We start from the raw sequence: 24,603 nt of genomic DNA, 5'->3' as shown, positions 1-24,603 counted from the left end.
CGGCATGAATGTCCTCTATTTTCTTTTCAGTTAAAATGTTTCCAGTCTCGTCCATTCCAAATTCCTGATGTTTGGCCTACGATGATATATTGATTTTCATCAAGTTTTATTAGATCGGTATGCCAGGCCAACTCATTTTCCGCCAAGCGATTAGCGGAGCAGTCAGCATCGCCTTTCTTAGTAAAAACAATACCGTTGTTCCCCACCCCGACATACTTACTGTCATCATGCAAAAGAGCCAGCAAGTGCTGACTAGTGTCGATTGTCTTTCGCTGCCAAAATTTTCCACCGTTTTTGGTCGTCAAAATCGTTCCCTCAGTTCCCGCGGCCAGGAGGAAATTGTCATTTTTGGCCGCGATAGCAAAAATGTTGATGTCAGTTTCTACCAACTGCTTTCCCCGGTCTTCACCTTCTTCCACATCCTGTTTGATCCAGGTGTCCCCCCCATCTTCTGTTTTCAGAATTGTGGCGAATTCTCCAACGACCCAGCCTTCATTCTCATCTAGAAACAGAACATCGTTATAGCTTATATCCTCCTCCTCTTTCTTCTTGACCCATGTTTTACCATAATCCTCAGTGTATAGGATGGCGCCCATCACCCCGACGGCAAACGCCCTGCCTTCGTCAAGAGCAGTTACTTTAATTAATTTATTATCCACATCTGATTTCGGAATATCTTTTACTATATTCCAAGAAGTCCCGCCGTCATCCGTGATAAGGGCAACCCCTTCATCTCCCACAGCAACCGCTCTTTTTTCGTCCCAAAACGCAATATCCTGCAAATGTTTACTAGTGGGCGTCTCCAAAACTTCAAAACTTTGGCCTAAATTCGCAGTTTTCCAAATTTTACCTCTGGAGCCTGCCATAAAAAATGTGTCCCCGACTGGGAGCGGAACGAGCGCAACTCCATAGATACGATCCCTCGCTCGTATGGGTTCAGTAGCCAGGGAGACGTCATCATTGCTGAAAATAGTTTCAGAGATCGCTTCAGTTTTAAGGCCTATAAAAGCAAGAGACAAAAACAATACCGCGAACAAAAAAACTTCCCAGCATATCTCCAAACGGGTCATTTTGCTTGTAGGATTTTTTTCGGACACAATCATAACCTTTTTTAGATGAATTAATAGTTTTTCTTAAAAAATTCTCATTTCAGGGCTCGGCAGGATCGCACCTTAATACGACCCTGCCGAATAAACGGATAAGATTTGGGGGGTTAAAAATCCATTTTGCCCTGAGCCGCTTTTTTAAGCAGATGCACGTCAATTTCATCCAGGTCAACACCCGCGGGGTTCCAAGTGGAACTCATGGGGTGCACAAAAATGGTGGCGTGATTCCGCTTAAAATCAATCATATGACCGGTGTTCGACAATATACCATATCCCCCATCCTCGGTTTTGATGGGTGTCATGCCGAAAAAGATCATCTTCCACATTTCTCCGGCATGGTCATAGGCCTCGGCATACAAAAGCAAGGGAATCTGTGTGTCCATATACATCCGTTTTTCCGCATAGGGATGCTCCTCCGGCAACTTGGCCTTGAGTTCGTATACCTCCCGGGGCTCCCATGCGTCGGTGGGATTCCAGTGCGGGGGGGTTTTGTGATCAATACCCGGATAAAGATCGCTTTTACTGCCTTTGTCAAAGGATGGCCGCTCACTATGGCAAATAGCAAGGACATGCCTTTTTCCTACAACCTCAAAACCTTTATACCAGCTGGGGTGGATATTAAGCACTTCCATCTCATCATTTAACATATCCGTGCCACCGATGGGGTCCATCCAGCTGCCCCCGGAAAGTCTGCGAACCCGCCGAACGCTTTTCAGATATGCCCACATATCATCGGTTTTACCGTCCATGTAGCGAATGGAATAAGTGCCTAGTCCGGCAATATCGCTGGGAGACAAGCCCACGGTGATATTTCTTTTATAAATGTTTTCGTCTACCACATGGGGCCGCCCTTCGCCCAGTAGTCCCTGATAAAAAGCAGTGAGATAAGTCCAGGTCTGCTCCCGGGTTATACCCTTGTCCCCGTCAATAAACAGGAACCGAAATTCCGGAACCCACTGAATATCTCCTCGCGGAAAGCCGCCAACCATCTGTGAGTTCCAGGCAAGCTTTAAAGCCGCGTTCGGATCATCCAAATCAACATCCGGAAAAGGGGTCCCCGCAACATATCCTTCGATATTCTGTGTTTCCGGATTTAGCTTTACCTGGTCGGCATATTTTTCTGTAGCTTCTACCCATCGCTCATCAACCGGAAACGGTTCGCTGTGTTTAAGCTCAATCTCAAGGCCTTTTTCCCGGATCATCATTTCAACCATGTCCGTGAGCAGATCCCCGATTTTATGGCCTTCAAATTCTTGATCCTTCATTTCATCAATATTTTTCGAATTAATAACATCCCCTGCCTCGACTTCCGCGGAAACAACCGATGTGACTCCAAATATCAAACAAGTAAACGTCAGAAATGCGGCCATAATAACCTTGCGAATTATTTTGCCTTTCATAGTTAGTGCCTCCAAGCTTTTATAAATTTTAGAAAACATATTTCAGCCTCACATAAAGTTGGTCATTGTTCTCAAACCATCCGATAAGTTGAGTGTCTGTTTCCACCTCACCGGGTTCTTTGTAATTGCTTCCGGGAAAAAACATGGCGTATTCGGTGTAAAGCCGCAATCTGTCACTCAAAACAAACTGACAGCTCGGAATCACAAAGAAATCCCCGTTATTTACCTGAACGCCGCCGGCCAGTTGGGGATTAACAGTATCCCCTGCATAATTCCACCCCAGTATACCTGTCAGAATGCTGTCATATTCGTAGTGGCCTGCTCCATAACCAGCCAACCGGACAATATTATCCTCGTCTTTGCCCCGATCATAATCGAGAAGGGTCGTGGTAAATAACTGCATACTAAAAAAGCCGTCTTTGCGGGCACCTAGCAGGGGTTTTACCCAGCTCATGGGTTTGTCAAATCCAATCATGCTTCTTACGGTATCGTATTCCTCGATACCGTCGAATCCGGGAATTCCTGCGAAAACTTCCGAGGCATCCTGACCGACGTTGTAGGTGCGGTCAAAGATATAAGCGAGTTCTGTTCGAAGGACCATGTCTAGCGGTCTGAAATAATAATTCATGGTCCCGCCAATCATGTGCTCTTTTGGGAAAATAAACTCGGCAAATTCATTTTGTGGGGCCTCACCTTCATAAGGATCAGCGGCTGAATTCAACACCGGGTCCTGCCTGTTGCCATAAAAATAAGCCAGGGAATATTCGACGGGGCCGGTCATTCCAGTCCAGCGGACTCCATAATGATCATCATCGGAATCCCCTTCGGAATGATGATAGTTGTAAGGAACACCCCCGGTTAAAAAATCAAATCCTTTGTTCGGCTGAAGGGCCCAGCGTCCACCCCTTAAATCATAAGTGTTTCCATATTGGTCTTCGCTGTTGATGTCATCACCGGGTATCCAAATCAACTGCAATTGGCCGCCCGGCATTCGAACCTGAGCATTGGCCATTGTGAGGGGTTTTCGGAGATATTGATTTTCCGCCTCCAAAAAAGTCCGCCAGGAAAAATCGTATCCATGAATAACATCCATGGCCTGGAAAAAGTCAGTGCGCCCCCACACCACCTGCTGCTTGCCAAGCCGCATTTGCACATTGTCCCATGGCTCAATATCCACGTAATACTCGCGAAACTCTGCATCATCGTAAAAACTTTCCAGATCCGCATTGGACATACGATCAAGCTCACGAAGGTATTCCGTCTTGTATTCTCTATCTATTCTTCCAACGACGCCGAAATCAAAAAGATCATAATACCCATTCAGTTCCAAATAAGCAGTAGAGCGAAACATAGACAAATTGTATCGGTCGTCACCATCGGTTTCAGGCGGGTTCTCCATGTTCATTGAAACGCGCTGGGTCAAATGCCCGGATGCCCGCATGTTTTCCGTAAAATCATTGGAACTGTGAACAACATGGCTTGAAAAGAAGACCAGAATTGCGGCCATGCTCAACACCCATGCCAATTGCTTCGGTTTAAAATACATTTTCCCCCCCATCACACTCCTCCTCTGGGTAATAAGTTCTAAAATTTATAATAGTTGTATTAAAGAGACATATAGAAAAAGAAATTGGCACCTTACCAGAGCAAATCATACTCCATTTTCTCAACCTTCCCTATCTCCGCTATCACCTCCTTAACACTCATCACGTCTGCATATTTTTGCCCCATATTCCAGAGAAACATGTTATGGGTGTCTTCGGCTCTGTCAGCCACACACTCTTCTGCAACAATAGTTCTGAAACCATAAGAGCAGGAGTCTAAGGCGCTTGCGTAAACGCAACCGGCTGTTGTACAGCCTGTTATAATCACAGTGTCGATATGCGTAGCAATAAACATCTGCAGAAGATGGGTGCCAAAAAAAGCCGACGGCCAATGCTTTTCAAGTACGATATCCGACTCCCGTATATCCAGCCTTTCATCCATTTCATAAAACCAATGATCTCTTGTGAAATCCCTCAACACCATTGCTTTATGTCCAAATGGGCCTAAATCCACACCATCTTTCTCATATCCCACTCTGGTATAGTAAACCTTAACATTTTTTTCTCTGGACGCATCAGTCAGCTTTTTTACATTTTCCACGGTTGTGGTCATGTCCGCGCCGGCTGTAGCTTCAGGAAGAGTAAAGCCTTTTTGTAGATCTATAACAATAATAGCCGGGCGTTTACCGAATCCGATACCTCCCCCGAGTTTAGATTTTTGGTATATTTCTTCCCTTCCATTAGTCATATGCACACCCCCTTTTTTGGATACTAAATTATTTATGTGCAGGTTCTGTTGGAACAAACTGGCCTAATCCCGGTTCTGCGACCAGCTTTTCATTTTCTACCACATTTTGACCTCGTATAATTGTTCTAACCGGCAAACCTTTAATTTCCCATCCTTCATAAAGGCTGTAATCGGAAATTGAATGGCGTTCCGACGCTTTGACGGTCTTCTTTTTTTCAAGGTCGACAATTACTAAATCCGCATCTGCGCCTATAGCCATTATTCCTTTTCTTGGATAGAGGCCGAATATTTTACTGGTATTGTAAGATGTCATCCTAACTACATCAGTTAAAGACAGTCTTCCTTTATTTACCCCCTCGGAAAGCAACAGTGGCAACAAATATTCTACACTGGAATAATCAAGTTGCATGTTCCAAATATTGCCATCCGCCCATTTATCCTTATACATATTATTTGCGCTATCTGTTCCTATTGTATCTAATCTTCCATTAATAACACCTTTCCAGATATTTTCCTGGTCCTGTGGACTGCGTATGGGAGGATTGATTTTTCCAAGCAAAGGAGATTCAAGATTTTCACCGTAATAATTTGTAACTAAGTAGTGAGGGCAGGTTTCCACATAAACTTTGTTCCCCCTTTGCCTAAATTCACTAGCAATATCTGCTGCGTTGCCTATGCTGCTGTGAACCTGATATATGGGGCACCCAACCTCCTCCGCCAACCGGCAGCCGATGTACAGATCTATTTCCTCGGCTGCGTTTGGCCGTGCATCTGCCCACGTTTTTAATGTATTCTGGTCCTTGAACTTTTCTTCAACGGCAAAGACAAGTTCAATATGTTCGGCATGGATCATTGGTATCCCGCCAATAGCCTTCATTTTTTCAAATGCTTTATAGAGGAAACCGCTGTCGATATTCACACCTTGAAGACCGATCTGCTCTCCGGCCTTTCCCTTATAAGCCATTAGGAACTTATTTGAATGAACCCCCAAGCCGGCCATTTTTTCAATTTCATCAAGATGTGAATCAAAAAGCAAAACACCATGAAATGCCACATCACAAGAAGCCAATTTACTGATTGGCGCTTTCATGGTGTTATATACTTCCTCCTGGGACTCTTTACCGATTAAATACTGGATAATTGTAGTCGTTCCGCCGGCTGCGGCTGCCGCCGTCTCCGATTTGACATCCCCCTCATAGTCAAGAAAGATTCCCATATGCACATGAGGGTCGATACAACCAGGCATCACAAATTTTCCTTCGGCATCAATCGTTTCTTTTGCTTCCCCCAAATTCTGTCCTATTGCCGCTATCTTTCCATCTTCAATAGCTAGGTCGGCCTCAAAAACATCGGAATGGGTAACGATATGTCCGTTACGAATTATTTTGTCGTACATGTCACTCCTCCTTTAAATAAGTTGCTTGAATTGGGATTACGCTATTAATGGATAAAAAATTAAATCATAGTTAAGAATACTGAACTCACTAAAAAACGCTGTTTATTTCATTGCAATGATTATTCCAAAATAAACAAAACCGACAATTAAATCCTATAACTCTTTCTAATGCATCGGGTAATGCTTAAACGGTTTAAGTGAAATTTCTTAATAATGATTCGACCAAAACTTGATTTGTTTAATTTTGAAACAACCTGTTGCAAAAGAATGACAATTGTTTCAAAAATAAACACATTATAAATTTTAAATTTACAATTTGGGCAGAGATCAACGCACAATTATTTTCCCCTTTAATTCTATGCCTTCACCTGCTTCTGCTTTTTCTCATAGTTACCCTCCATTCTTTTCGTTTAGGTGATTTTCAAAAAGTTTCTTTATGGTAAGTATTAAGAACCTTAGCTTATCAACACCTTTAGCCATATTTTTTGAAGATTTGATCAAAAGTTTTTTTCCAGATTCCGATAATACTGCAAATCCACGGTCTGAAACATTTCAGAAAAAGAGCTCATATATTCTTCCGCCAGCTTCGTACTACCATCCTGTTTAAGGGTTTTAAGCACGAACTTCATCCATTTGATAGAGGCTAAAAGCATACTTATCGGATAAAGAATCAAACTATAACCCATTGATTTTATATCATTTAAGTCTAAAAGTGGAGTTTTCTCGCTCCCTTCAACCATATTAATAACGAGGTGAATACCAGGAAGCAGTTTGGGTATTTTTTCTATTTCTTCAATGCTGCTCGGAGCTTCAATAAAAATTGCATCTGCACCTGCCTCCGCATAGGCTTCGGCCCGCCTGATCGCATCATTGAAACTATACACGGCAAGTGCATCTGTGCGGGCAATTAAAAAAGGTCTTTCGAGGTTCTGGCTTTTTTAAAGGCTTCGATTTTTCTTAACATTTCATCCTGACTCACTACCTGTTTTCCATCAATGTGACCGCAACGCTTAGGCGTCAGCTGGTCTTCGACTTGAACAGCTGAAACTCCGATACGTTCGAACTCCCGAACAGTTCGCATTAAATTCAAAGCATTCCCGTACCCTGTATCGATATCACATATAATTGGTATTTGAGTGGAGTTAACAATATTTTTAGCGGTTTCCAACTGCTCCGTCATAGCAACCAAGCCTATATCCGGCACCCCTAATTTCGTTACTGCTACACCAGCACCGGTAACGTAAGCAGCTTGAAACCCGATCTGCTCAATCAGCTTGGCAGTCAAAGCATCATAGGCACCTGGTGCCACTATAACTTCGCCAGAATCCAATAAATTTCTCAAACAAGCTCTGCGCTGTTCAATCTTTGGCATAGTGTTTCCGCCCGACCTTGATTATAATTAATTAAACGCAAGCCCCTACCTGAAAACCATCACGCACAGCCTCCAGTATCCCCCCGGGGCTCTTACAGTCTCCAATATGATAGACTTCCGGCACATATTTACCAATCAGGTTTTCAATCTTTTCGACATTGGGTTCTGATCCGATCGCAACCACAAGCGTATCAGCCTCAATCAAAAATTTATCGCCAAAATAATCTACCCATAATCCATTTTCTGTGATCGATTCCGCCTGAGTTTTTGCCATAATCTTTACGCCGAGGCGCTCTAATGACATGAGCAGAGACAGGCGATTTATTTTGTTGAGTCCAAGCGCTACATCGTTTTGAACTTCAACAATCGTTACTCTTTTGCCCATATGGGACAAATATTCTGCCACTTCACAGCCAATCTGCCCCCCTCCTAAAACAACAATTCTATTGCCGGCGACCTCTTTTTCTTTTAAAATATCTGTTGCTCGCATGACATGGTTCAAATCCGCACCCGGCAGATTTAAAGTTTTCTGGCTACTCCCTGTGGCTATAATTGCAACATCCGGTTTGTGTTTCTCTAACCATCCCTCTGTTAACTCCTGGTTAAGCACAACATGTATTCCGGACTTTCTGACAGATTGGACCAAATATTTCCAATAAGGTTTAATATCACTTTTTCCAGGTGGTATTCCGGCAATCTTAAGCTGTCCGCCGAGTTCTGCTGCCTTGTCAACTATAAATACCGCATGGCCTCTTTCTGAAGCCGTTAATGCGGCTTTTAGCCCTGAAGGTCCACCCCCTAAAACCAAAATTTTTTTGGACCTGGATACCTTCTCTAAATTTTCGTTTTCTCTGCCGGCCCACGGGTTAATACTGCATACCACTGCTGCATCTTTTTCCAGGACATTTCCGATACACCCCTGGCTGCAATAGATACATGGCCTTATATCATCATAATTTCCATTTTTGGCTTTTTGCGGTAAATAGGGATCAGCTATCAACGGCCGGCCTAAAGCAATCATATCAGCCCGTTTTTCTTTAAGAGCCCTTTCAGCTACATTAATATCACCCAGCTTATTTACGGCTATAACCGGAATTGATACAGCTTTTTTGACATTTTCTGCCAAATGCAGGATAACGCCGGACTCTGATCTCATTGGCGTAACCGACGGGATAAGGCCTTCGGTTTTTGTTGGTGCGCCAAAGCCCACAGAAACATGCAGCGCATCAACCCCTTCGGCTTCCATGCGAGAGGCAATGCCCCGGATGTCATCTAACGAATTCCCCCCCTCGGGCTCCTCGCCGTTAATCCTGACCATTAAAGGGATTTTCGATCCCAGGTAATTTTTAATGCCGCTTATGATTTCAAGTACAAACTTAAGCCTTCCCTCGAAATCCTTCCCATATTCATCATTTCGGATATTCGCCCATGGAGAAAGGAATTCACCACAAAGATACATATGCGCGCAATGCAGGCCGATTGAATCAAATCCGGCTTCAACTGAACGCATAGATGCCTGGGCAAATGCTTCCACAATCTCATGTATTTCAGCTTTCGTCAGTTCTCTTGGAACAACCTGACCGGTAACCGGATGGGCCAGCGGTGAAGGGGCAACTGGAATTTGTCCCCTTGTTACATCTAAGTACCCTTGCCGGGAGACCCTGCCGGCTCGGCGCCCCCCATGAGACAATTGCATGGCAATCTTACATCCATGCGCGTGTACTGCATCCGTCAATTTTTTGAGTCCATCAATATATTTGTCCTCATCAATCGCCAAACTCTCCTTGACATTATTACCTATTGGAACGTCGACGATGCCATCCCCTATCACGATAAGACCGACGCCACCTTTTGCCCGTTCTTCGAAAAAACGAATCATTTCATCAGTTACATAACCGTTCTTACATAAGTTTAGAGACATCGGTGCCATAACATATCTGTTTTTTAATTCCATACCACCGATGTTAAAAGGTTGAAAAAGTATCATTAATCAACTGATCCTCTGCCCTTTTTCGGCATTCGATTTAGACGGTGCGCCCCACTTCATAAGCTTCCCATATCGCGGCTTGTATGTTTCGTGGCTCTCGTGCATCGCCAACCAGATAACTTCCTGGAATGTTATCCTTAAATTTATCGTAAAGCCTGCGATCTGGCGCCATTCCCGTCGCATAGGCCACAATATCACTGTTAAAACGCCTATCTTTATTGTCTTTATCAGTTATTGTGAGGGCGGCATTTGAGATTTCTACTACACATGAACTCGTCAACACCTCCACTTCATAATAATCAAGTAGGTCCAAAAGCATTTTTTTATTTACATAAGGGACTGTCATGCCAGCCATCATGAGCTCAGGAAGCATTTCTACTATTCTAACTTTTCGCTTTTTTGGGGCCATATGCAGTGCGGCCTCGCAGCCCGAGTGCCCACCGCCGATTATCGTGACAACGTCCCCCTCCAATGTGTCGCTTTTCATCAAAAGGTCAGAAACAAACATCGAGTTTTCATTTGATAAACCCTGAATTTTAGGAGCGACAGGATAAGATCCGGTAGCAAATATTACTAAATCTGCATTCTGTCGGTTTAGTAAATCTTCATTCACCGCTTTACCCACAACAACCTCGACCCCCTCCTCTTTAAGTTGCCGTTCATACCATTGGAGCAGTCTTCTTAAATCTCTTTTGAATTCCGGCACCGAGCCGGCAATAACATGACCGCCCAAATCATTCCGTTTTTCAAAAAGCTTTACATGATGTCCCCGCAGCCCCAAAACCCTAGCCGCCTCTAACCCGCCGATACCACCCCCAACAACAACAGTATTTAGAGCATTTATGACCGGTTCAGCCGCATATCTCCTTTCGCGTCCGACTGTCGGGTTCAATGAACAGGAAAGCGGCTTTCCCTCAAAGATTCGATTTAAGCAACCCTCATGGCAGGCAATACACGGTCTAATGCTTTCCGCTTGGTCTTTTCTAATTTTTTTTACCCAGTGAGGATCTGCCAATAAACCTCTACCAATGGCGGCCAAGTCCATCTTGCCTTCACCAACCACCCTGTTCGCAGTAAACGGGTCATCTAGCCTGCCAACACCGATTACAGGTATATTAACTTCTCTTTTTACTTTAGCGATAAGATCAGCTAGACACCCATGCCCCATGAAGTTGGGTGGGTGCGCCCAATACCAACTATCATAACAACCAGCATCTACGTGCAGGGCATCGAAGCCAGCCTTCTCTAATTTTTTCCCTATTTCTATGCCCTCATTCGTATCCCTGCCTGCTTCCTCAAATTGTTCGCCGGAAACTGCCCCGTGATGAATTGCTTTGACATAGTGCTTGAGGCCATACCGGTATTGTACCGGAAAATCAGGGCTTAGTCGTTTTTTTATTTTTTGAAGCACTTGAAGCGGAAATCTCAACCTATTTTCAAGACTTCCCCCGTATTGATCGCTCCTTTTATTCCATAAATTTGTCATAAATTGATCAAAGAGATAGCCTTCATGGCCGTGAAGTTCTATGCCATCGACACCGCAAAGAGCGACGATTTCAGCCGCATTACCAAAACTTTCAACTATGGCTTGGATATCATCGACGCTTAACTCATTGCATTTTATATTAGGATCCCAAAAATTAGGAATTGTAGAAGCTGATACGGGTTGGCCAAGCAGCATTAAAGGGCTAGCCACCCGGCCAAAACCAGCGCTTAATTGGATAAAAAGCTTGGTTCCGAATGCATGAACTGCTTCGGCCAACTCGGTTAATGCGGGTATTAAAGATGGGGATATAAGGGGGACATTTTCAGTGAGGGGGTCAATTGCATTTTCTACTTTGAAAGTGCCGCTAATGATCAAACCAACCCCACCACGCGCTCTTTCAAGATAATATTCAATTGCTCTCTGGCTTAGACCGCCATTTTCATTGCCGTACCCCAAAGTCGCCATCGGTGCCATGGCAACACGATTTTCGATATAGGCATTGCCAATTTTTATGGGAGCGAAGAGGTGGTGAAACAAACTCATACTTATCACCTATTTGTTTGAAGGGTTTCGGGCCCGAGGATAGAGATAAAAGGTAACAGTAATAAAAATCCTTGCATATATTATACCAATTCAATCTCAAAAGTTAAAAACGCTAAACCCCTCTGAGATTCAATTTGCTATAGCCTTAAACACTATGCCTACAATTTGTTGATATAATACATAACTTAAGAAAGGGCAGGATGTCGGAGTAATGATGAGATGACGATTTATTTGATAGGTTCAAACCCCAAAATTGGAAATTGTTTAGCTTACCGACCTCAAGGTGTATCAAAAAAAGACAGACAGCCATTGCTTTGTCTCAACTTGATACAAACTGTGCGTTGCAAAAACTTGTAGAGAAATTGAAAAAATTTTGCAGTATACATAACTGCAAAAGATATTTAATAAAAAGGAGGCTAAAAAGAAGAAATAAGTGGGCTGAAGAAAAATTTATTTTACTTTGTCCAACTTTCGATAGAGTGTCGCCCGGCTTATCCCCAAAAGCTTAGCAGCTTTTGATTTGTTGCCTGAACACCTGCTCAAAGTATCGAGAATGGTTCGGACTTGGATCTCTTCAATCGTATTTTCAGGCATGAGACCTTGATCTTGATTAACTGTAGTTAAATGGGCATCATTTTTAATGATGCGCCGTTTATTTTCACCCAGATGTTCAGGTAACAGGATATTTCCACCCTCGAGTTTTATCATGGCGCTGTGAATGACATTTTTTAATTCACGAATGTTGCCTGGAAAGTCTCGAGTTAAAAGCAAATTAACAAACTCATCTGAAATACCAGGCTGGGATATGGCTATAGATTCAGCGAGTTGGCAAACAAAATATTGGATTAACTCATTAATGTCTTTTCTTCTTTCTCGTAATGGTGGCAATGCAATGCAAAAAACATTCATTCGATAATACAAATCTTTCCGGAATAAATTCTGTTCACTTAAAACATATAAGTCACGATTGGTTGCAGATAATATTCTGATATCTATTGGTATTTGTTTTTTCCCGCCGACCCTTTCGATTTGTTTTTCCTCTATGGCTCTCAAAAGCTTTGCTTGCATAGCGGGACTCATTTCACCAATTTCATCCAAAAAAAGCGTGCCGGAGTCAGCAAGTTCAAATTTGCCTATATGCGAAGAGTGTGCACCTGTAAACGCTCCCTTTTCATGACCGAAAAGTGTCGATTCAAGTAATTCATGGGGGACAGCTGCACAATTAACAGCCACAAAAGGTCCATTCCGCCTTTGACTTTCATTATGAATTGCCTGGGCAACAACTTCTTTCCCGGTACCACTTTCTCCTTCGATGACCACACAAGCCTCTGATTTGGCGGCAATACAAATATCTTTTTTGACCTGTTTCATATGCTCGCTTGAACCACAAATAGAAGAAATCGTAAACTTGGTGTGGTATCCGGCAATTTTCTGATACGTCCGGGCTATTTCCCGGATATTTTTGAATTGCAGCATCACCCCTTGCATGTGCTCCTTTTGCTTTAAGGGGGTTAAATGAACCATATACATATTATTTTCAATCGAACAGTCAGCTTTTACCTCCTTGTCTTTTTTTTCCGTTAAGCACTCAAGCGCCTCGTCGCAAATAGCACTAAACTGGGGTAAAGTAGATATATGCAAACCGTGAATATCTTTACTGATACAGCAAATACTTTTTAACGCCTTATTATAGTCAAATACATGTCCCTGACTATCAATGATTAAAAATCCGTCTTGAACCGCATTTATAGCTACCTGAAGAGATTTGTTGTATACAAAAAGCTTATTTTTCGTATTTTGAAGATTCAACATATTTTCTATGGCTGTTGTGGCTGCAATCACTATAGAAAGCGTATGCGGGTTTGGCATTGTTTTGGCACCTGAAACGCCTAACACGCCTAATAAGTTTTTCGTTCGAGGGTGGAGAATCGGCGCATATGAACCTGTAACATAATGCAACAATCTGGAATAATGCTGACAACCGCAGATAAATATGGGTTTTAAATGATGCTTAACCAGAGAAAAACCGCATGTGCCGACACAATGTTCTTCAAAACAGAGACCTTCTATAATAGAATATTCACTTGACCGATCCAGATCAGCCCTATGCCCTAACCGGAGCAAATGATATCCATTTGCACAGTAAAGGACAACTAGATACCGGCTTTTTTCTAATGAACCATAAATGTTCTCCATTATTGGTTGGGCAAGATCTATAATCTCCTTATTTTTTTTTAAAATATTGTTATAATTTTTTGTATCCAGATATAGTTCCGGCTTAAAATCAAAGGGATCAACATTGTGCCATTTGCTTCTCTGCCACGAATCGACAATATATTTGGGCATTGCTTCATGATCGATTCTTCCGGAATAAATAAACGAATGCCATGCTTCGCACACTTCCGGCTGAAAATCGTAAGGCTCAAAATTCAAATTCTCTTTAAAAAGGCTACTATTTCCATTTCCAAATATAGTGCGATCCTTGTCTATACCCGGCGCGTCATCATTTTTATCAGAATTATTAAAGGTTAAATAATTATTTGTCGTCATCTCAATCCCTCTTTTTAAATCTAACCAAATGGAAAATTTTTAGACCATTGACAAATACAATTGCAATTCATCTAAAAAATCCCAAATATAGCCACCATAAATATAATGTTGGTACAATAAAAATCAAAGTTACTAGCGCAAGAGATGCCGTGATTTTTACGCCATCAACTCCCCGAACAGCCCCCAAATTCATTCCGACAAGTATTGGAGGTACCTGATAAGGAAAAATAAGTGTTGAAAATCCAATGACTTGTGTCATAATAACTGTCTGCAGATGAAATCCTGTTGCGTTGGAAATTTCCTGGGCAAGGGGGGTCATTACAGCAGGCAGCCCCGGCACTGTTGTCACAAGACTAAGCGCGATCTCAACAATAACGATACATATAAAATTATAAAAATCTAATGCGGGATAAAACTTAATGAAGGTTAAAAGCTTATTTCCCATGGCTTGCCCCAGCCCGCTGCTATCTACCAATGCGCCAACACCGAGAACGCCGGCAACATAAAAAAGCAGGCTAAAGTTTATTTCTTTTCGGAAAGATTCAGCAGGCAAGATTTGAAAAAACGGTATAAAACATGCGACCCCGGCAGCCATGGCCACCCATGCGGGTGATATGCCATGTAAAGTATCTGTGGCCCATAAAAATAGGGTCGCTGCCAAAATGAAAGCCAAACGTTTTTCGCTGCCACTGAATGATATGGGTGATATGTTTAAGGTTTTACAAGAATTCCTTGCCAACTCAATGCGAGCAGGGAATAAAAACCTGGCGAGCAATATGATCGCAATTGCTTTCATTACTAATATCGGAAATTGCCATTTAAAATACTCAACAAAACGAAAATCTATATTATACACCTTTTCAGCTGCTCCAGCCAATATCATATTGGCTACATTTGCCGGCAAAATGGCGCAGGATGGAGCAAAGCACGCTAATGTGGCAGCCATGACCATCCCGCTCCGCCCTTTGCTTCCCTCATTAAATCCAAGCCGATCGGATATAGCCGCTACTACTGGAACCAGTAAAACCACCCGTCCTGTCGTAGAGGGCATGAAAAAGGAAAAAAGAATAGCTGTAAAAACAATAATACTGATATTTAAAAGATAAGAAGTAGACATGTAGCTCAAAATACGTCTGGCGAAACGTGGCCCTAAACCAGTATTATTTACAGCAACACCTATAATCAATCCACCGAAGACAAGCCACAACGCTTTGGAGTGAAAACCTGAAAAGACAACGTTCGGGGGGGCAATTTTTAATACAAGGGCAAACAGGAAAAACATGATTGCTGTTAAGTATTCAGGCAATGCCGTTGTAGCCCAGAAACCTAATGCAAAAATAACTACAGCGGCGGCACGCGTCGGTTCATTCGCCCCGGAAGAAAACAAAGAAAAAAGATAGGATGTCAACGCCGAAAAGACAATAAATCCTATGATGATATGCCTTAAACTTTTGATCATGAGCTGATTTTGTAATTCACTTTAAGCAGATCATTATATAAATTTAAAAAATTATTCACAAAATTTCCTTTATACCATCATCTCTTAAATTGATTATTCCCCTGTTCAAAAAGATCGTTTCCGAAAATATCATTTACAATGATGGCCGGAAAATCCTTTACTTCAAGCCTTCTTATCGCCTCTGTGCCCAAATCTTTAAAAGCTATAACCTCTGAATTTATAATTTTTTCTGAAAGTAACGCACCCGCCCCGCCTATAGCTGCAAAATAGATCGCTTTAAATTTTTTTATCGCTTTTTTAACTGGCTCTTCACGAGGACCTTTGCCAATCATTCCCTTTAGGCCCAGTTCAATTAGAGCAGGGGTAAATATATCCATGCGATAACTGCTCGTCGGTCCCGCTGAACCTATGACATGACCTGGCTTTGCCGGTGTAGGGCCGACATAATATATTATGGCTCCTTTAATATCAAAGGGCAGTTCTTTTTTGCTCGTAATCATCTTAGAAAGTCGCTTGTGGGCAGCATCCCGAGCCGTGTATAACTCTCCGGAAATAAGTACTTTTGTACCCGCATAAAGCCTTTCAATGACATCATCTGTCAATGGTGTTTTTAAATGAATTTCCTCTAACATAATTAATCACAAAAAAATCATATTATCGCTTCTTTATGCCGGATGCTGTGACATTGAATGTTGACTGAAACCGGAATGCTTGCGATATGAGTCGGATAAGTTTCAATATGAACATCTAAAGCGGTTATCCGTCCCCCCAAGCCTTGCGGGCCAATTCCGAGCCGATTGATATCTTCAAGTAGTTCATCTTCGAGCTCGGCAACATTAGGGGCAGAATTTCGATCCCCTATGGGTCTGATCAAAGCTTTTTTGGACAAAATTGCTGCCTTTTCAATTGTACCACCTATACCTACCCCAATAATTCCGGGGGGGCATGGTTTGCCTCCAGCTTCTTTCACGCAATTAATAATAAAAGCTTTAACCCCTTCAATACCTTTTGCTGGCGAGAAAACAATTGCTTGACTCATCATCTCACCACCAAAACCTTTGGGTAATAAAGTAATCTTAATTTTATCACCTGGAACAATTTCTGTATGTAAAACTGCTGGGCTATTGTGATTAAAGGTTTTTCTTGTTATCGGATCAAGCGTAGATGCTCGGAAATAACCTTCAGCATAACCTGAGGATACGCCAGTATTAACTGCCTCCTCTAAACTGCCACCGACTAAATGAACATCCTGTCCAATACTCATAAAAACCACTACCATTCCAGTATCCTGACAGACAGCAAGGCCCTCATTTTGAGCTACGGTCGCATTAGCTAACAGTTGCTGAAATATTTCCTTTCCGATTAATGAGTCTTCCTGGGATAAAGCTTCTCTAAAAGCGTTTAGCACATTTTCTGATAGGCTGGTGTTTGCTTCTATACAAAGTTTTTTAATAGTACTCTTTATTTGGTCCAAGTGTATCTCACGAATGATCACAGCAATTCTCCAAAACAAGAATCAAAAATTATATTATTTCAAAAGCAGGTATATATTGCAATAAAGATATGGCCACTCCAGTTTCCAGAAAAAAAAATTGGATAATTCGAAAGGCATTTTCCGTGCCATTAGCATAAATTCTTTGCATGCCCACGATATAAGCGCACCCAATGCAGAAGGGGCGTCCTTTGGGTCGCCTGTGTGGATATGCAAAGATTTTTAAAATTGGCAACGCCCGGCCTTTTAGTGCCAATAAAAAAGGCGGCCCTTTGGCCGCCTTTTTTTTATTCAGGCTTTTGAATTTCGCTATTTCTAAGCTAAATGGTGGCGCGGAAAGGATTAATACCCCCTGCTTTTCAGACCATTCACGATATCAACAAAAAAGTCCGGAGCATTAAACCCTGGCGTGGCACCGAACAGATGGCCCACCATGTTCAGATGATCGCAGCCCGGGCTGTACCAGGCCGCATCCTTTACCCCTCTGAAATTCCCCCATTTGGCGCTGTCCACACTAACCAGTCCGTCATTGGCGCCTTCTTTAACCAGCATGGTCAGCCAGGTGGGCTGCAGGACAACGCTGGGGCAGGAGGTCTTGGCCTTGGCCGCCCAGCTCTGGTAGTAAACGCCGCTAACATTCTGAGTGTTGGGGTTAAATGTATCCGTCATATAATCAGTGCAAAGGTCATAACCATTTTCCAAACTGTTGGGATCATCATCGCCAAAGACAAATGCATAAACAAAGTCCAGGGACCCGCCCAGCGCGGATTTGATATCATCGCTTAACCCATACATGAGCATGTCCGCAATGGCACTGCCCCGATGCGGACCGGCCAGGCTGGTATAGGAAGCCACTTCATCACCCAACCCTAAATTGGAAATGGCGTATCGCGTATAAAGAGTCCCATGGGAGTGGCCGATGATATTGGCTTTCTCCGCCCCGGTCTCAGCCAATATCTGTTTATATTGCCCCCAGAAATCCCAGGCCTTATTCTCAGTGCTGTCCATGCCGTTGACTGAGGTGATATAGACCTCAGCGCCTTCATCTTCCAGGGCATCCTCAATGCCCCACCAGTAGTCCACAATCCCTAAAATTTCCGCGGATGCGCCCATACCATGGGCCAAAACGATGGGATACTCCGTGTCGCAAGTGTCTGAGCTGCCCCCTGCAAAACCGGCAGCCGGCAGTATGAACACGCTTAATAATACGGCGATGATAGTGGTGGTGTATAATTTCTTCATTTTTTCCTCCCCTGCATGTTTCGGTTGAATGGTTTTAAACCCATGATCTCTTATGCGAATTAAAATTCCTTGTTCAATCACCCCTAATTTTTGTAATCACTGTTCACACAATAAAAAAAAGTTACTTATTATTTTTTTACAAAAAGCGATTTAAAATGACAATCAGGGAATCCCTGAAATCTAACGGGAAAAACCCTGATTTATTATGAACAAGCTAGTCGAGGGCGGTCAACCCCTCCCGAAGGGCGATTTTGGTCAGCTCGGCCACACTTTTGGCATTAAGCTTTTTCATGATCCGCTGACGGTGGGTCTCTACGGTTTTGACACTCACGTGAATCCGCTCGGCGATCTGGCGGGTGGACAGGCCTTCGGCGATCAGCTGCAAAACCTCCCGTTCCCGGGCGGAAAGCGCGGAGACGCCGGCGGTCTCATCCTGTTCCAGAATATGGGTGTAATCCTTCATCACCGTATCCGCAATGCGCGGGCTTAAAAAACTCTCGTTATGGGTCACCGCCTCAATGGCGCTGACCAGTTCGTCAAATGCACAGTTTTTCAGCAGATAACCGGATACCCCGGCTTTCAGCATACCCACAACATAGCGGCGGTCCGCATACATGGAAAGGGCAACAACTTTGGTCTCCGGCAGATCCCCCCGGATCTGCCGGGTGGCCTCAATGCCGTTTAACTCCGGCATACTGATGTCCATGACCACCACATCCGGCGCCAGATCCATGGCCAGGCGAACGGCTTCACGGCCGTTTTCCGCCTCTCCCACCACGTTCATATTGGATTGCTGCTCCAAAAGCGCCCGGAGGCCATCCCGGGTAATCTTATGGTCATCCGCCAGAAGAATTTTAATTAAGGCCATGACGACACCTCACTCCATCGCCTTCATGGGTGAAATCAGATTAAAGCGGGCCCCTTTGCCCGGCTCAGAGTGAACTTCAAGCCGACCGCCCTGGTGGGCCAGCCGCTCCTGTATAGAAAACAAACCAAATCCGCCCTTCCTGCCCTGTCGCTGCCTGGCTCTGCCAGGATTAAAACCGACGCCGTCATCTTCAATCGTAACCGATACATACTCCCCTTCTCGGGATATGGAAATGGTGGCCTGTGAGGCCCGGGCATGTTTCACCACGTTAAAAAGCAGCTCCCGGGCGGCTTGAAATAGCAGTACCCGAAGGCTCTCGTCAATCGGCTTGGGCGCCATATCATCAACGCAGTTGACTGTAATCCCATGCTGCGACTGGGTCTGTTCGGCCAGCCAGTCAATGGCGGCCTCCAACCCCAGATCATAGAGTATGGGCGGGCTTAACTCAAAAGTCAAGGTCTGCGTGTCCTGAATCGACTGCTCAATCAGCCCGTGAACCTCATCCGTGAGGCGCTTCGCATCATCTTCTGAAACGGGCGGGTTGCGCAGACGGGAAAGCCGCATGGACGCATTGGTCAGGGCATGACCGATCCGATCATGCAGTTGCGTGGCAATCCGCCGCCGCTCCCGCTCCTCGGTTAAAGACAGCTGGGATGATAAGGAGCGAAGCTGCGACTGATATTGAAGCGACTCATCCTCGCGCTGCTGACTTAATTGACGCAGCGCCCTCTCCTTCTGACGTACGTTCTCATAGAGCCTTGCGTTTTCTAATGATATGGCGGCCTGGGACGCTAAAAGCTCCAAAATATCAGTGCGCGCAGGCGTAAAGACCGCGGGGGCCAGCCGGTTTTCCAGATAAAGCAGGGCCACGAGCCGGGTCTGCCGGCGCACCGGCAGGCATAACACGGACCGGGGCCGGTGTTTATCCATATAGGGGTGCCCGCTGTAATCGGCTTGCCGGGATGCATCCTCAAGCACCATCAATTGCCCGGTCTGCCGGACGTAATTGAGTACAGGAAGAAAAAACTCAGCACGACTGTCCGCCAAAACAGAAGCAAAAACACGGGTCTCCCGGCTGTTTACCGTATGTTCGGCTTCCAGGTACATCTGATCCGAACGGATGGTTAGAAACTGAGTTTTTGTGGCCCCGGCATTCTCGAGCATAATCGGCAGAAGGCTCTTCAGCAGATCCTCAAACACGATATCCGTTGAAATGGTCTGCAAAGAACAAATGACCGCTGAGAAATCGAGCGTGTCAAATGCCGGCAGGGTTTTGTCCGGCAGTTTACCGGCCGGAATTTCGGGAAACGCATTTTCCAGCGCCCTCACCTTTTCATGCGCCCCCCATTTGCGATACCCGTCCCGGGCAAGCGTCAGACAGTTCCGGGCGATGTCGTCAAGCTGGAGGCCCTTGTAAAACTTAGCGGCCAGTTCATTGGCCAGGGCATGAAACTGGATGAATCCGTTTTCCCGGGCCGATCGCCCGGCCTGATGGTAAAATGCCATGGCCGTCCTGTCGCGTCCGTTGATCCGCTCATATTCCGCAGCTGCCAGCAGGTACTTATGCTCAAAATTTTCCGGACATTGGCGGGATAGCGCATAAAGGCGGCCTAAAAAGCCCTTTATCTTCCGGCGAGACAAATGGCGTCTGGGAGGTTTCCCCGCCGGACAGGCGGCGGCCAGGGCCAGGGCATGAAAGAAATGGAATTCAGGGACAATCAGGGTGCCCAGATGGTAGTGCAGCAATTTTTCGCCGGCTTTGGCCGCGATGAGCGCGCCTTTGATATTGCCCATGGTATAGAAAAGCCGCAGCTTTAAGAGTAAATGACGAAGGAGGATAATCTGAATCCCGTCTGCCTCCATTTTCGCCACATGCCGGGCCTCATCGAATTCGAAAGCGGCCGCCTCAGGGGCATCAGCCGCCCCGCCCCGGAGCCCATGCAGATAATACCTAACCGACCAGAGGTAATTAAGCGCCCCGGCATCACCGGAGTTTTTAACGAAATGGAAATACCTTTCGCACTCCGCTGATACGGTGTCTAATGGGGCGCCGCTGGCAATCAGGACGATGAGCACGGACTGAATATGATACACCGCGTAATTGGGATCACCGGTTTCCAGTGCGGTTTTAACGCCCCGTCGATGAATATCAAGCCCTTTATGCAGGTGTTCGGTCCAGATGCTGATGCCCCCGCCGTATAAAAGCAGCAGCTTCGGCACCAGCGCCGGGGTCCCAAACCTTTCATTGGCGGTCAGGGCCAGGTCGCCGAATTTTCTGCCGATCGCATAGTTTTTAAAAATGGCGCATAAAGAGGCGCCGTAAATCATGAAGCCGAACGGGGAGGCGGTTGAATTGCCGTGCTTAAGCGTAAGCTCGATCGCCTTCAGGGAGGCCACGATCGCCGCATAGGGGCTGCATAAAAATGCGGAAAAACAAAGATTAGCCAGCAGATTCATCACCAGGAGCAGCCGCCGGTCATTGATCTGCGGCAGATTCAGCAGCTCCTCCGTGCGGTATCGCTTGACTTTGGATTGGGTGGTGAGCATGTTCTTTAAGACCGATATCCGGCCTGCGGCCGCCGGCAGGCGCACATCCAATAACCGCAGACCGGCCAACCCGATTTTCAGGGCCTCCTCATGCCGGGCCAGGCTCGCGAGCATAATCATTTTCTGCATATATATCTCGGCCCGATCCGTATCGCTGACCGCCCGAGCCATCAGCACCTGGAACCGTTCTTCCGCCGCGTCGAAATCCTGAGTAAAATACTCGCATGTCATCCGCCCCTTAACCAGGGCAAACATCAGGGAATAATGGCTCTGCCAGGCGGATTCAGATAAAGCCGCTGCGCCGGTGCTGAAATATTCCAGCGCCTGGGTATAGGCATGCGACCCCACCGCCTTTTGACCGGCCATTAGATTGAGCCGGGCCAGGCGCAGCTTCTCTTCCTCTTTAATCTGAACCGCCCCCCGGTTAAAATGATTGATCACTTGATAAATATGATGCGGCAGCTCATCATCTGCCAAAGCTGCCAAAAGGTGCCTGCCGATTTTTAAATGCAGCGCCTCTCTTTGATCCGCCGGCAGCATGGCATAAACGATTTGCCGCACATTGTTATGCCGGAACATCAATCGGATATTTTCCGCCGCAACTCCGGCTTCTTCTGCCTCGGTCAGCTGGGGCGGCAGATACCGGATTAAGAGATTCCTCAGCGGCTGATCCGAATCCCGGGCGCCGGTGATAAAACCGGCTTCCACGGCCGGCCACAGGTCAAAGGCCGCGTCAATGGCATTTTTTTCAGCTATCTGGGCCAGCACGGCCAGATCGAACCGCTCCCCGATGCATGCGGCCAGCTTTAACACCGCCAGGGTATGCTCCGGCAGATTCTTAATGTCCTGATCCAGCGAATCGCCGGGCCTATAGGCCATGGACCGGGACCGGATGTATTCCAGATCCCACTGCCAGACGCCCTTTTCAAAATCAAAAACAAGAAGCCCTTCGGCATAGAGGCGAGCCAACAACTGCCGGGCAGAATCCGGATTGCCGCCTGTCTGCCGATGCACCGGCCCGGCCAGTGACGCGGCATCGGCCATGGTTTTTTTCAGGGAAGCGGTGATCATTTGGGCAATATCAGCTTCGGTGAGCGGATCGAGCGTCATCTCGGTCAGGCGAACATTTTTCCGCCGGATGGCGTCAATGGTTTGTGGCAGCGGATGGGTATAACGGATTTCGGTGTGCCGATAGGCACCGACAAACAGAATGTAGCGGGACGCCCCTTCTGTGAAAAATGCCTCCATCTGATGAAGGGTGGCCGCATCCGCCCATTGCATATCATCAATAAAAACCACCAGCGGGTGGGCCTCAGCCGCAAATGCGCGGAAAAAATTCTCAAACGTGATGTTAAACCGGTTCAGGGCATCGGCCGGTGAGAGGTCACTGACTGCCTCCGGCTGACCGATGATATAGGCCAGTTCGGGAATCATATCAACGATAAGGCGCGCATTGTTTCCCAGCGCCTGCTCTATCCGGCGGCGCCAGGTTGCCACCGCATCCGGCGTCTGGGTCAGAATCTGGCGGATCATATCCGAGAAGGCCTGGATGATTGGGCTATAGGGAATCTTTTGCTCAAGCGGTTCACATCTGCCTTTAAGAAAGTAGCCCTCCATGCCGGTGACGAAAGCGGCAAAATCTTTCATCAGGCGGGTCTTGCCCATCCCGGCGGCACCGGCAATCAACACCATGGCCGCATCCGCCCGCTGTACGCGCTGATATTCAACCTTAAGCCGCTGCATGAGCCCGTCCCTGCCGAACAGCCGATCCGGAAGGATTAAAACCTCCGGGGCGTCATTGTTTCCGGGCGTAAATGCGGATTCCATCCGGCCGACCTCCGCAAGCCGGTCATAACAGCAGGCCAGATCCGCCTGAAGTCCGTATGCACTCTGGTAGCGGTCCTCCGGATCTTTGGCCAGAAGCTTCATGATGATTTCCGAAATCGGGCCGGGAATCTCCGGTTGAAGCTGATTCGGCGGCAAAGGCTGCTTGGCGACATGATCATGGATAAGCTTCTCCGGGCCGGCGGGGGCAAACGGCAGGCTCCCTGTAAAGAGGGTATAGAGGATAATGCCCAGGGAATAAAAATCGGTTCGAAAATCGACCTGCCGGTTCATCCGGCCGGTCTGCTCAGGGGATATATAGGCCAGGTGATGTTCGGGCAGGTTCGCCTCCAGCATATTCGGATTATGGAAAAGCCGGGACGGCGATCCCATTAGTGCCGGCGGCGCAAAATCGAAAACTTTAATGGTTTGTTCGTCCGGATCAACGGCAATCCCCTCAAGCGTCAGGCCCTTATGGATAAAGCCCGCCTGGTGCATATCATTTACGGCGGCAGCCAGCTGCATGGCGATTGCCAGCCGGTCAACAAGGGAAAGATCCGTCTGCGTGATAAATGCAGAGAGCGATTCCGCCGGTGCGGGCGCCATGATCAGCAGAATGCCGGTTTCCGGTCCCTCGGCGATTTTTTGAACCGCATGTACGGCCATTACGTGATGTGAGCGGATATGCGGCAGGGCATCATAGGCTTTTGAAACGGCTTCGCCGCCGGCCATAATTGCATGGGGCAAGGGAAAAAAATGGCATACAACCGGTTGGGGGCTGTTGATATGCCGCCCGGTCAGCCGGGTGAAACCCGGGCCGGATCGGATTTTTTCGATGATTTCATAATCCGGAATGGAGATCATTAACTGCCCATGCACAAGGTCTCTGACATGCCGTGTTTATTGACTGATAGCCGGGGGCGGCAGCTATTTGCGGCCATTCGGGCACGCGGAAACAGCGTATCCTATCGTACACAATCCGTGCATGGGGGTCAATAAGACAGGGAACCATAATTGACAATGCCTCGGATTTTTGGGA

16 protein-coding genes are annotated in these 24,603 nt (G+C 46.0%); all 16 read right to left on the bottom strand.

Features of this window, described 5'->3' with window-relative positions; translation table 11 throughout:
• Window positions 1–26 precede the first annotated feature (26 nt).
• The 16 genes from U5L07_12585 to U5L07_12510 all read right to left on the bottom strand — a co-directional run bounded on the left by U5L07_12585 (window position 27) and on the right by U5L07_12510 (window position 24,428).
• Window positions 27–1,103, bottom strand: coding sequence for a YCF48-related protein (locus U5L07_12585; protein MDZ7832582.1), 1,077 nt, complete (start codon window positions 1,101–1,103; stop codon window positions 27–29).
• A 110-nt stretch (window positions 1,104–1,213) separates the two neighbouring features.
• Entirely contained in the window at window positions 1,214–2,506 is a 1,293-nt protein-coding gene (locus U5L07_12580) for a DUF1329 domain-containing protein (GenBank protein ID MDZ7832581.1), read from the bottom strand.
• A gap of 28 nt (window positions 2,507–2,534) precedes the next feature.
• Window positions 2,535–4,052, bottom strand: a complete 1,518-nt coding sequence (locus U5L07_12575) for a DUF1302 family protein (protein MDZ7832580.1) — start codon at window positions 4,050–4,052, stop codon at window positions 2,535–2,537.
• 92 nt (window positions 4,053–4,144) lie between these two features.
• Window positions 4,145–4,798, bottom strand: a complete 654-nt coding sequence (locus U5L07_12570) for an isochorismatase family protein (GenBank protein ID MDZ7832579.1) — start codon at window positions 4,796–4,798, stop codon at window positions 4,145–4,147.
• Between the two features lie 28 nt (window positions 4,799–4,826).
• Window positions 4,827–6,194 carry an amidohydrolase family protein gene (locus U5L07_12565; GenBank protein ID MDZ7832578.1) on the bottom strand — a complete coding sequence of 456 codons (1,368 nt, stop codon included), beginning with the start codon at window positions 6,192–6,194 and terminating at the stop codon, window positions 4,827–4,829.
• A 497-nt stretch (window positions 6,195–6,691) separates the two neighbouring features.
• Window positions 6,692–7,078, bottom strand: a complete 387-nt coding sequence (locus U5L07_12560) for an isocitrate lyase/phosphoenolpyruvate mutase family protein (GenBank protein MDZ7832577.1) — start codon at window positions 7,076–7,078, stop codon at window positions 6,692–6,694.
• Window positions 7,079–7,101: 23 nt separating this feature from the next.
• On the bottom strand, window positions 7,102–7,566 hold the full coding sequence (locus U5L07_12555; protein MDZ7832576.1) for an isocitrate lyase/PEP mutase family protein: 465 nt from the start codon (window positions 7,564–7,566) through the stop codon (window positions 7,102–7,104).
• A 31-nt stretch (window positions 7,567–7,597) separates the two neighbouring features.
• Complete coding sequence (locus U5L07_12550; protein MDZ7832575.1) at window positions 7,598–9,553, bottom strand: FAD-dependent oxidoreductase; 1,956 nt, start codon at window positions 9,551–9,553, stop codon at window positions 7,598–7,600.
• A gap of 37 nt (window positions 9,554–9,590) precedes the next feature.
• Window positions 9,591–11,582: an FAD-dependent oxidoreductase gene (locus U5L07_12545; GenBank protein MDZ7832574.1), complete on the bottom strand. Its 1,992-nt coding sequence runs from the start codon at window positions 11,580–11,582 to the stop codon at window positions 9,591–9,593.
• A 450-nt stretch (window positions 11,583–12,032) separates the two neighbouring features.
• Complete coding sequence (locus U5L07_12540; GenBank protein ID MDZ7832573.1) at window positions 12,033–14,132, bottom strand: sigma 54-interacting transcriptional regulator; 2,100 nt, start codon at window positions 14,130–14,132, stop codon at window positions 12,033–12,035.
• A 67-nt stretch (window positions 14,133–14,199) separates the two neighbouring features.
• Window positions 14,200–15,591: an SLC13 family permease gene (locus U5L07_12535; GenBank protein ID MDZ7832572.1), complete on the bottom strand. Its 1,392-nt coding sequence runs from the start codon at window positions 15,589–15,591 to the stop codon at window positions 14,200–14,202.
• A gap of 77 nt (window positions 15,592–15,668) precedes the next feature.
• Window positions 15,669–16,223: a Fe-S-containing hydro-lyase gene (locus tag U5L07_12530; GenBank protein MDZ7832571.1), complete on the bottom strand. Its 555-nt coding sequence runs from the start codon at window positions 16,221–16,223 to the stop codon at window positions 15,669–15,671.
• Between the two features lie 17 nt (window positions 16,224–16,240).
• Window positions 16,241–17,086: a fumarate hydratase gene (locus tag U5L07_12525; GenBank protein ID MDZ7832570.1), complete on the bottom strand. Its 846-nt coding sequence runs from the start codon at window positions 17,084–17,086 to the stop codon at window positions 16,241–16,243.
• Window positions 17,087–17,425: 339 nt separating this feature from the next.
• A complete protein-coding gene (locus U5L07_12520) occupies window positions 17,426–18,325 on the bottom strand; it encodes an alpha/beta fold hydrolase (protein ID MDZ7832569.1) in 900 nt (299 codons plus the stop codon).
• 214 nt (window positions 18,326–18,539) lie between these two features.
• Window positions 18,540–19,193, bottom strand: coding sequence for a response regulator transcription factor (locus U5L07_12515; protein ID MDZ7832568.1), 654 nt, complete (start codon window positions 19,191–19,193; stop codon window positions 18,540–18,542).
• A 9-nt stretch (window positions 19,194–19,202) separates the two neighbouring features.
• The gene (locus tag U5L07_12510) at window positions 19,203–24,428 is read right to left on the bottom strand and encodes an AAA family ATPase (protein ID MDZ7832567.1); all 5,226 of its coding nucleotides are present in this window, start codon (window positions 24,426–24,428) and stop codon (window positions 19,203–19,205) included.
• Window positions 24,429–24,603: the final 175 nt, after the last annotated feature.

The sequence above is a fragment of the Desulfobacterales bacterium genome (assembly GCA_034520365.1).
In the GTDB taxonomy this organism is placed as follows: domain Bacteria; phylum Desulfobacterota; class Desulfobacteria; order Desulfobacterales; family Desulfosalsimonadaceae; genus M55B175.
This window is presented reverse-complemented; position numbering and strand designations above follow the sequence as displayed.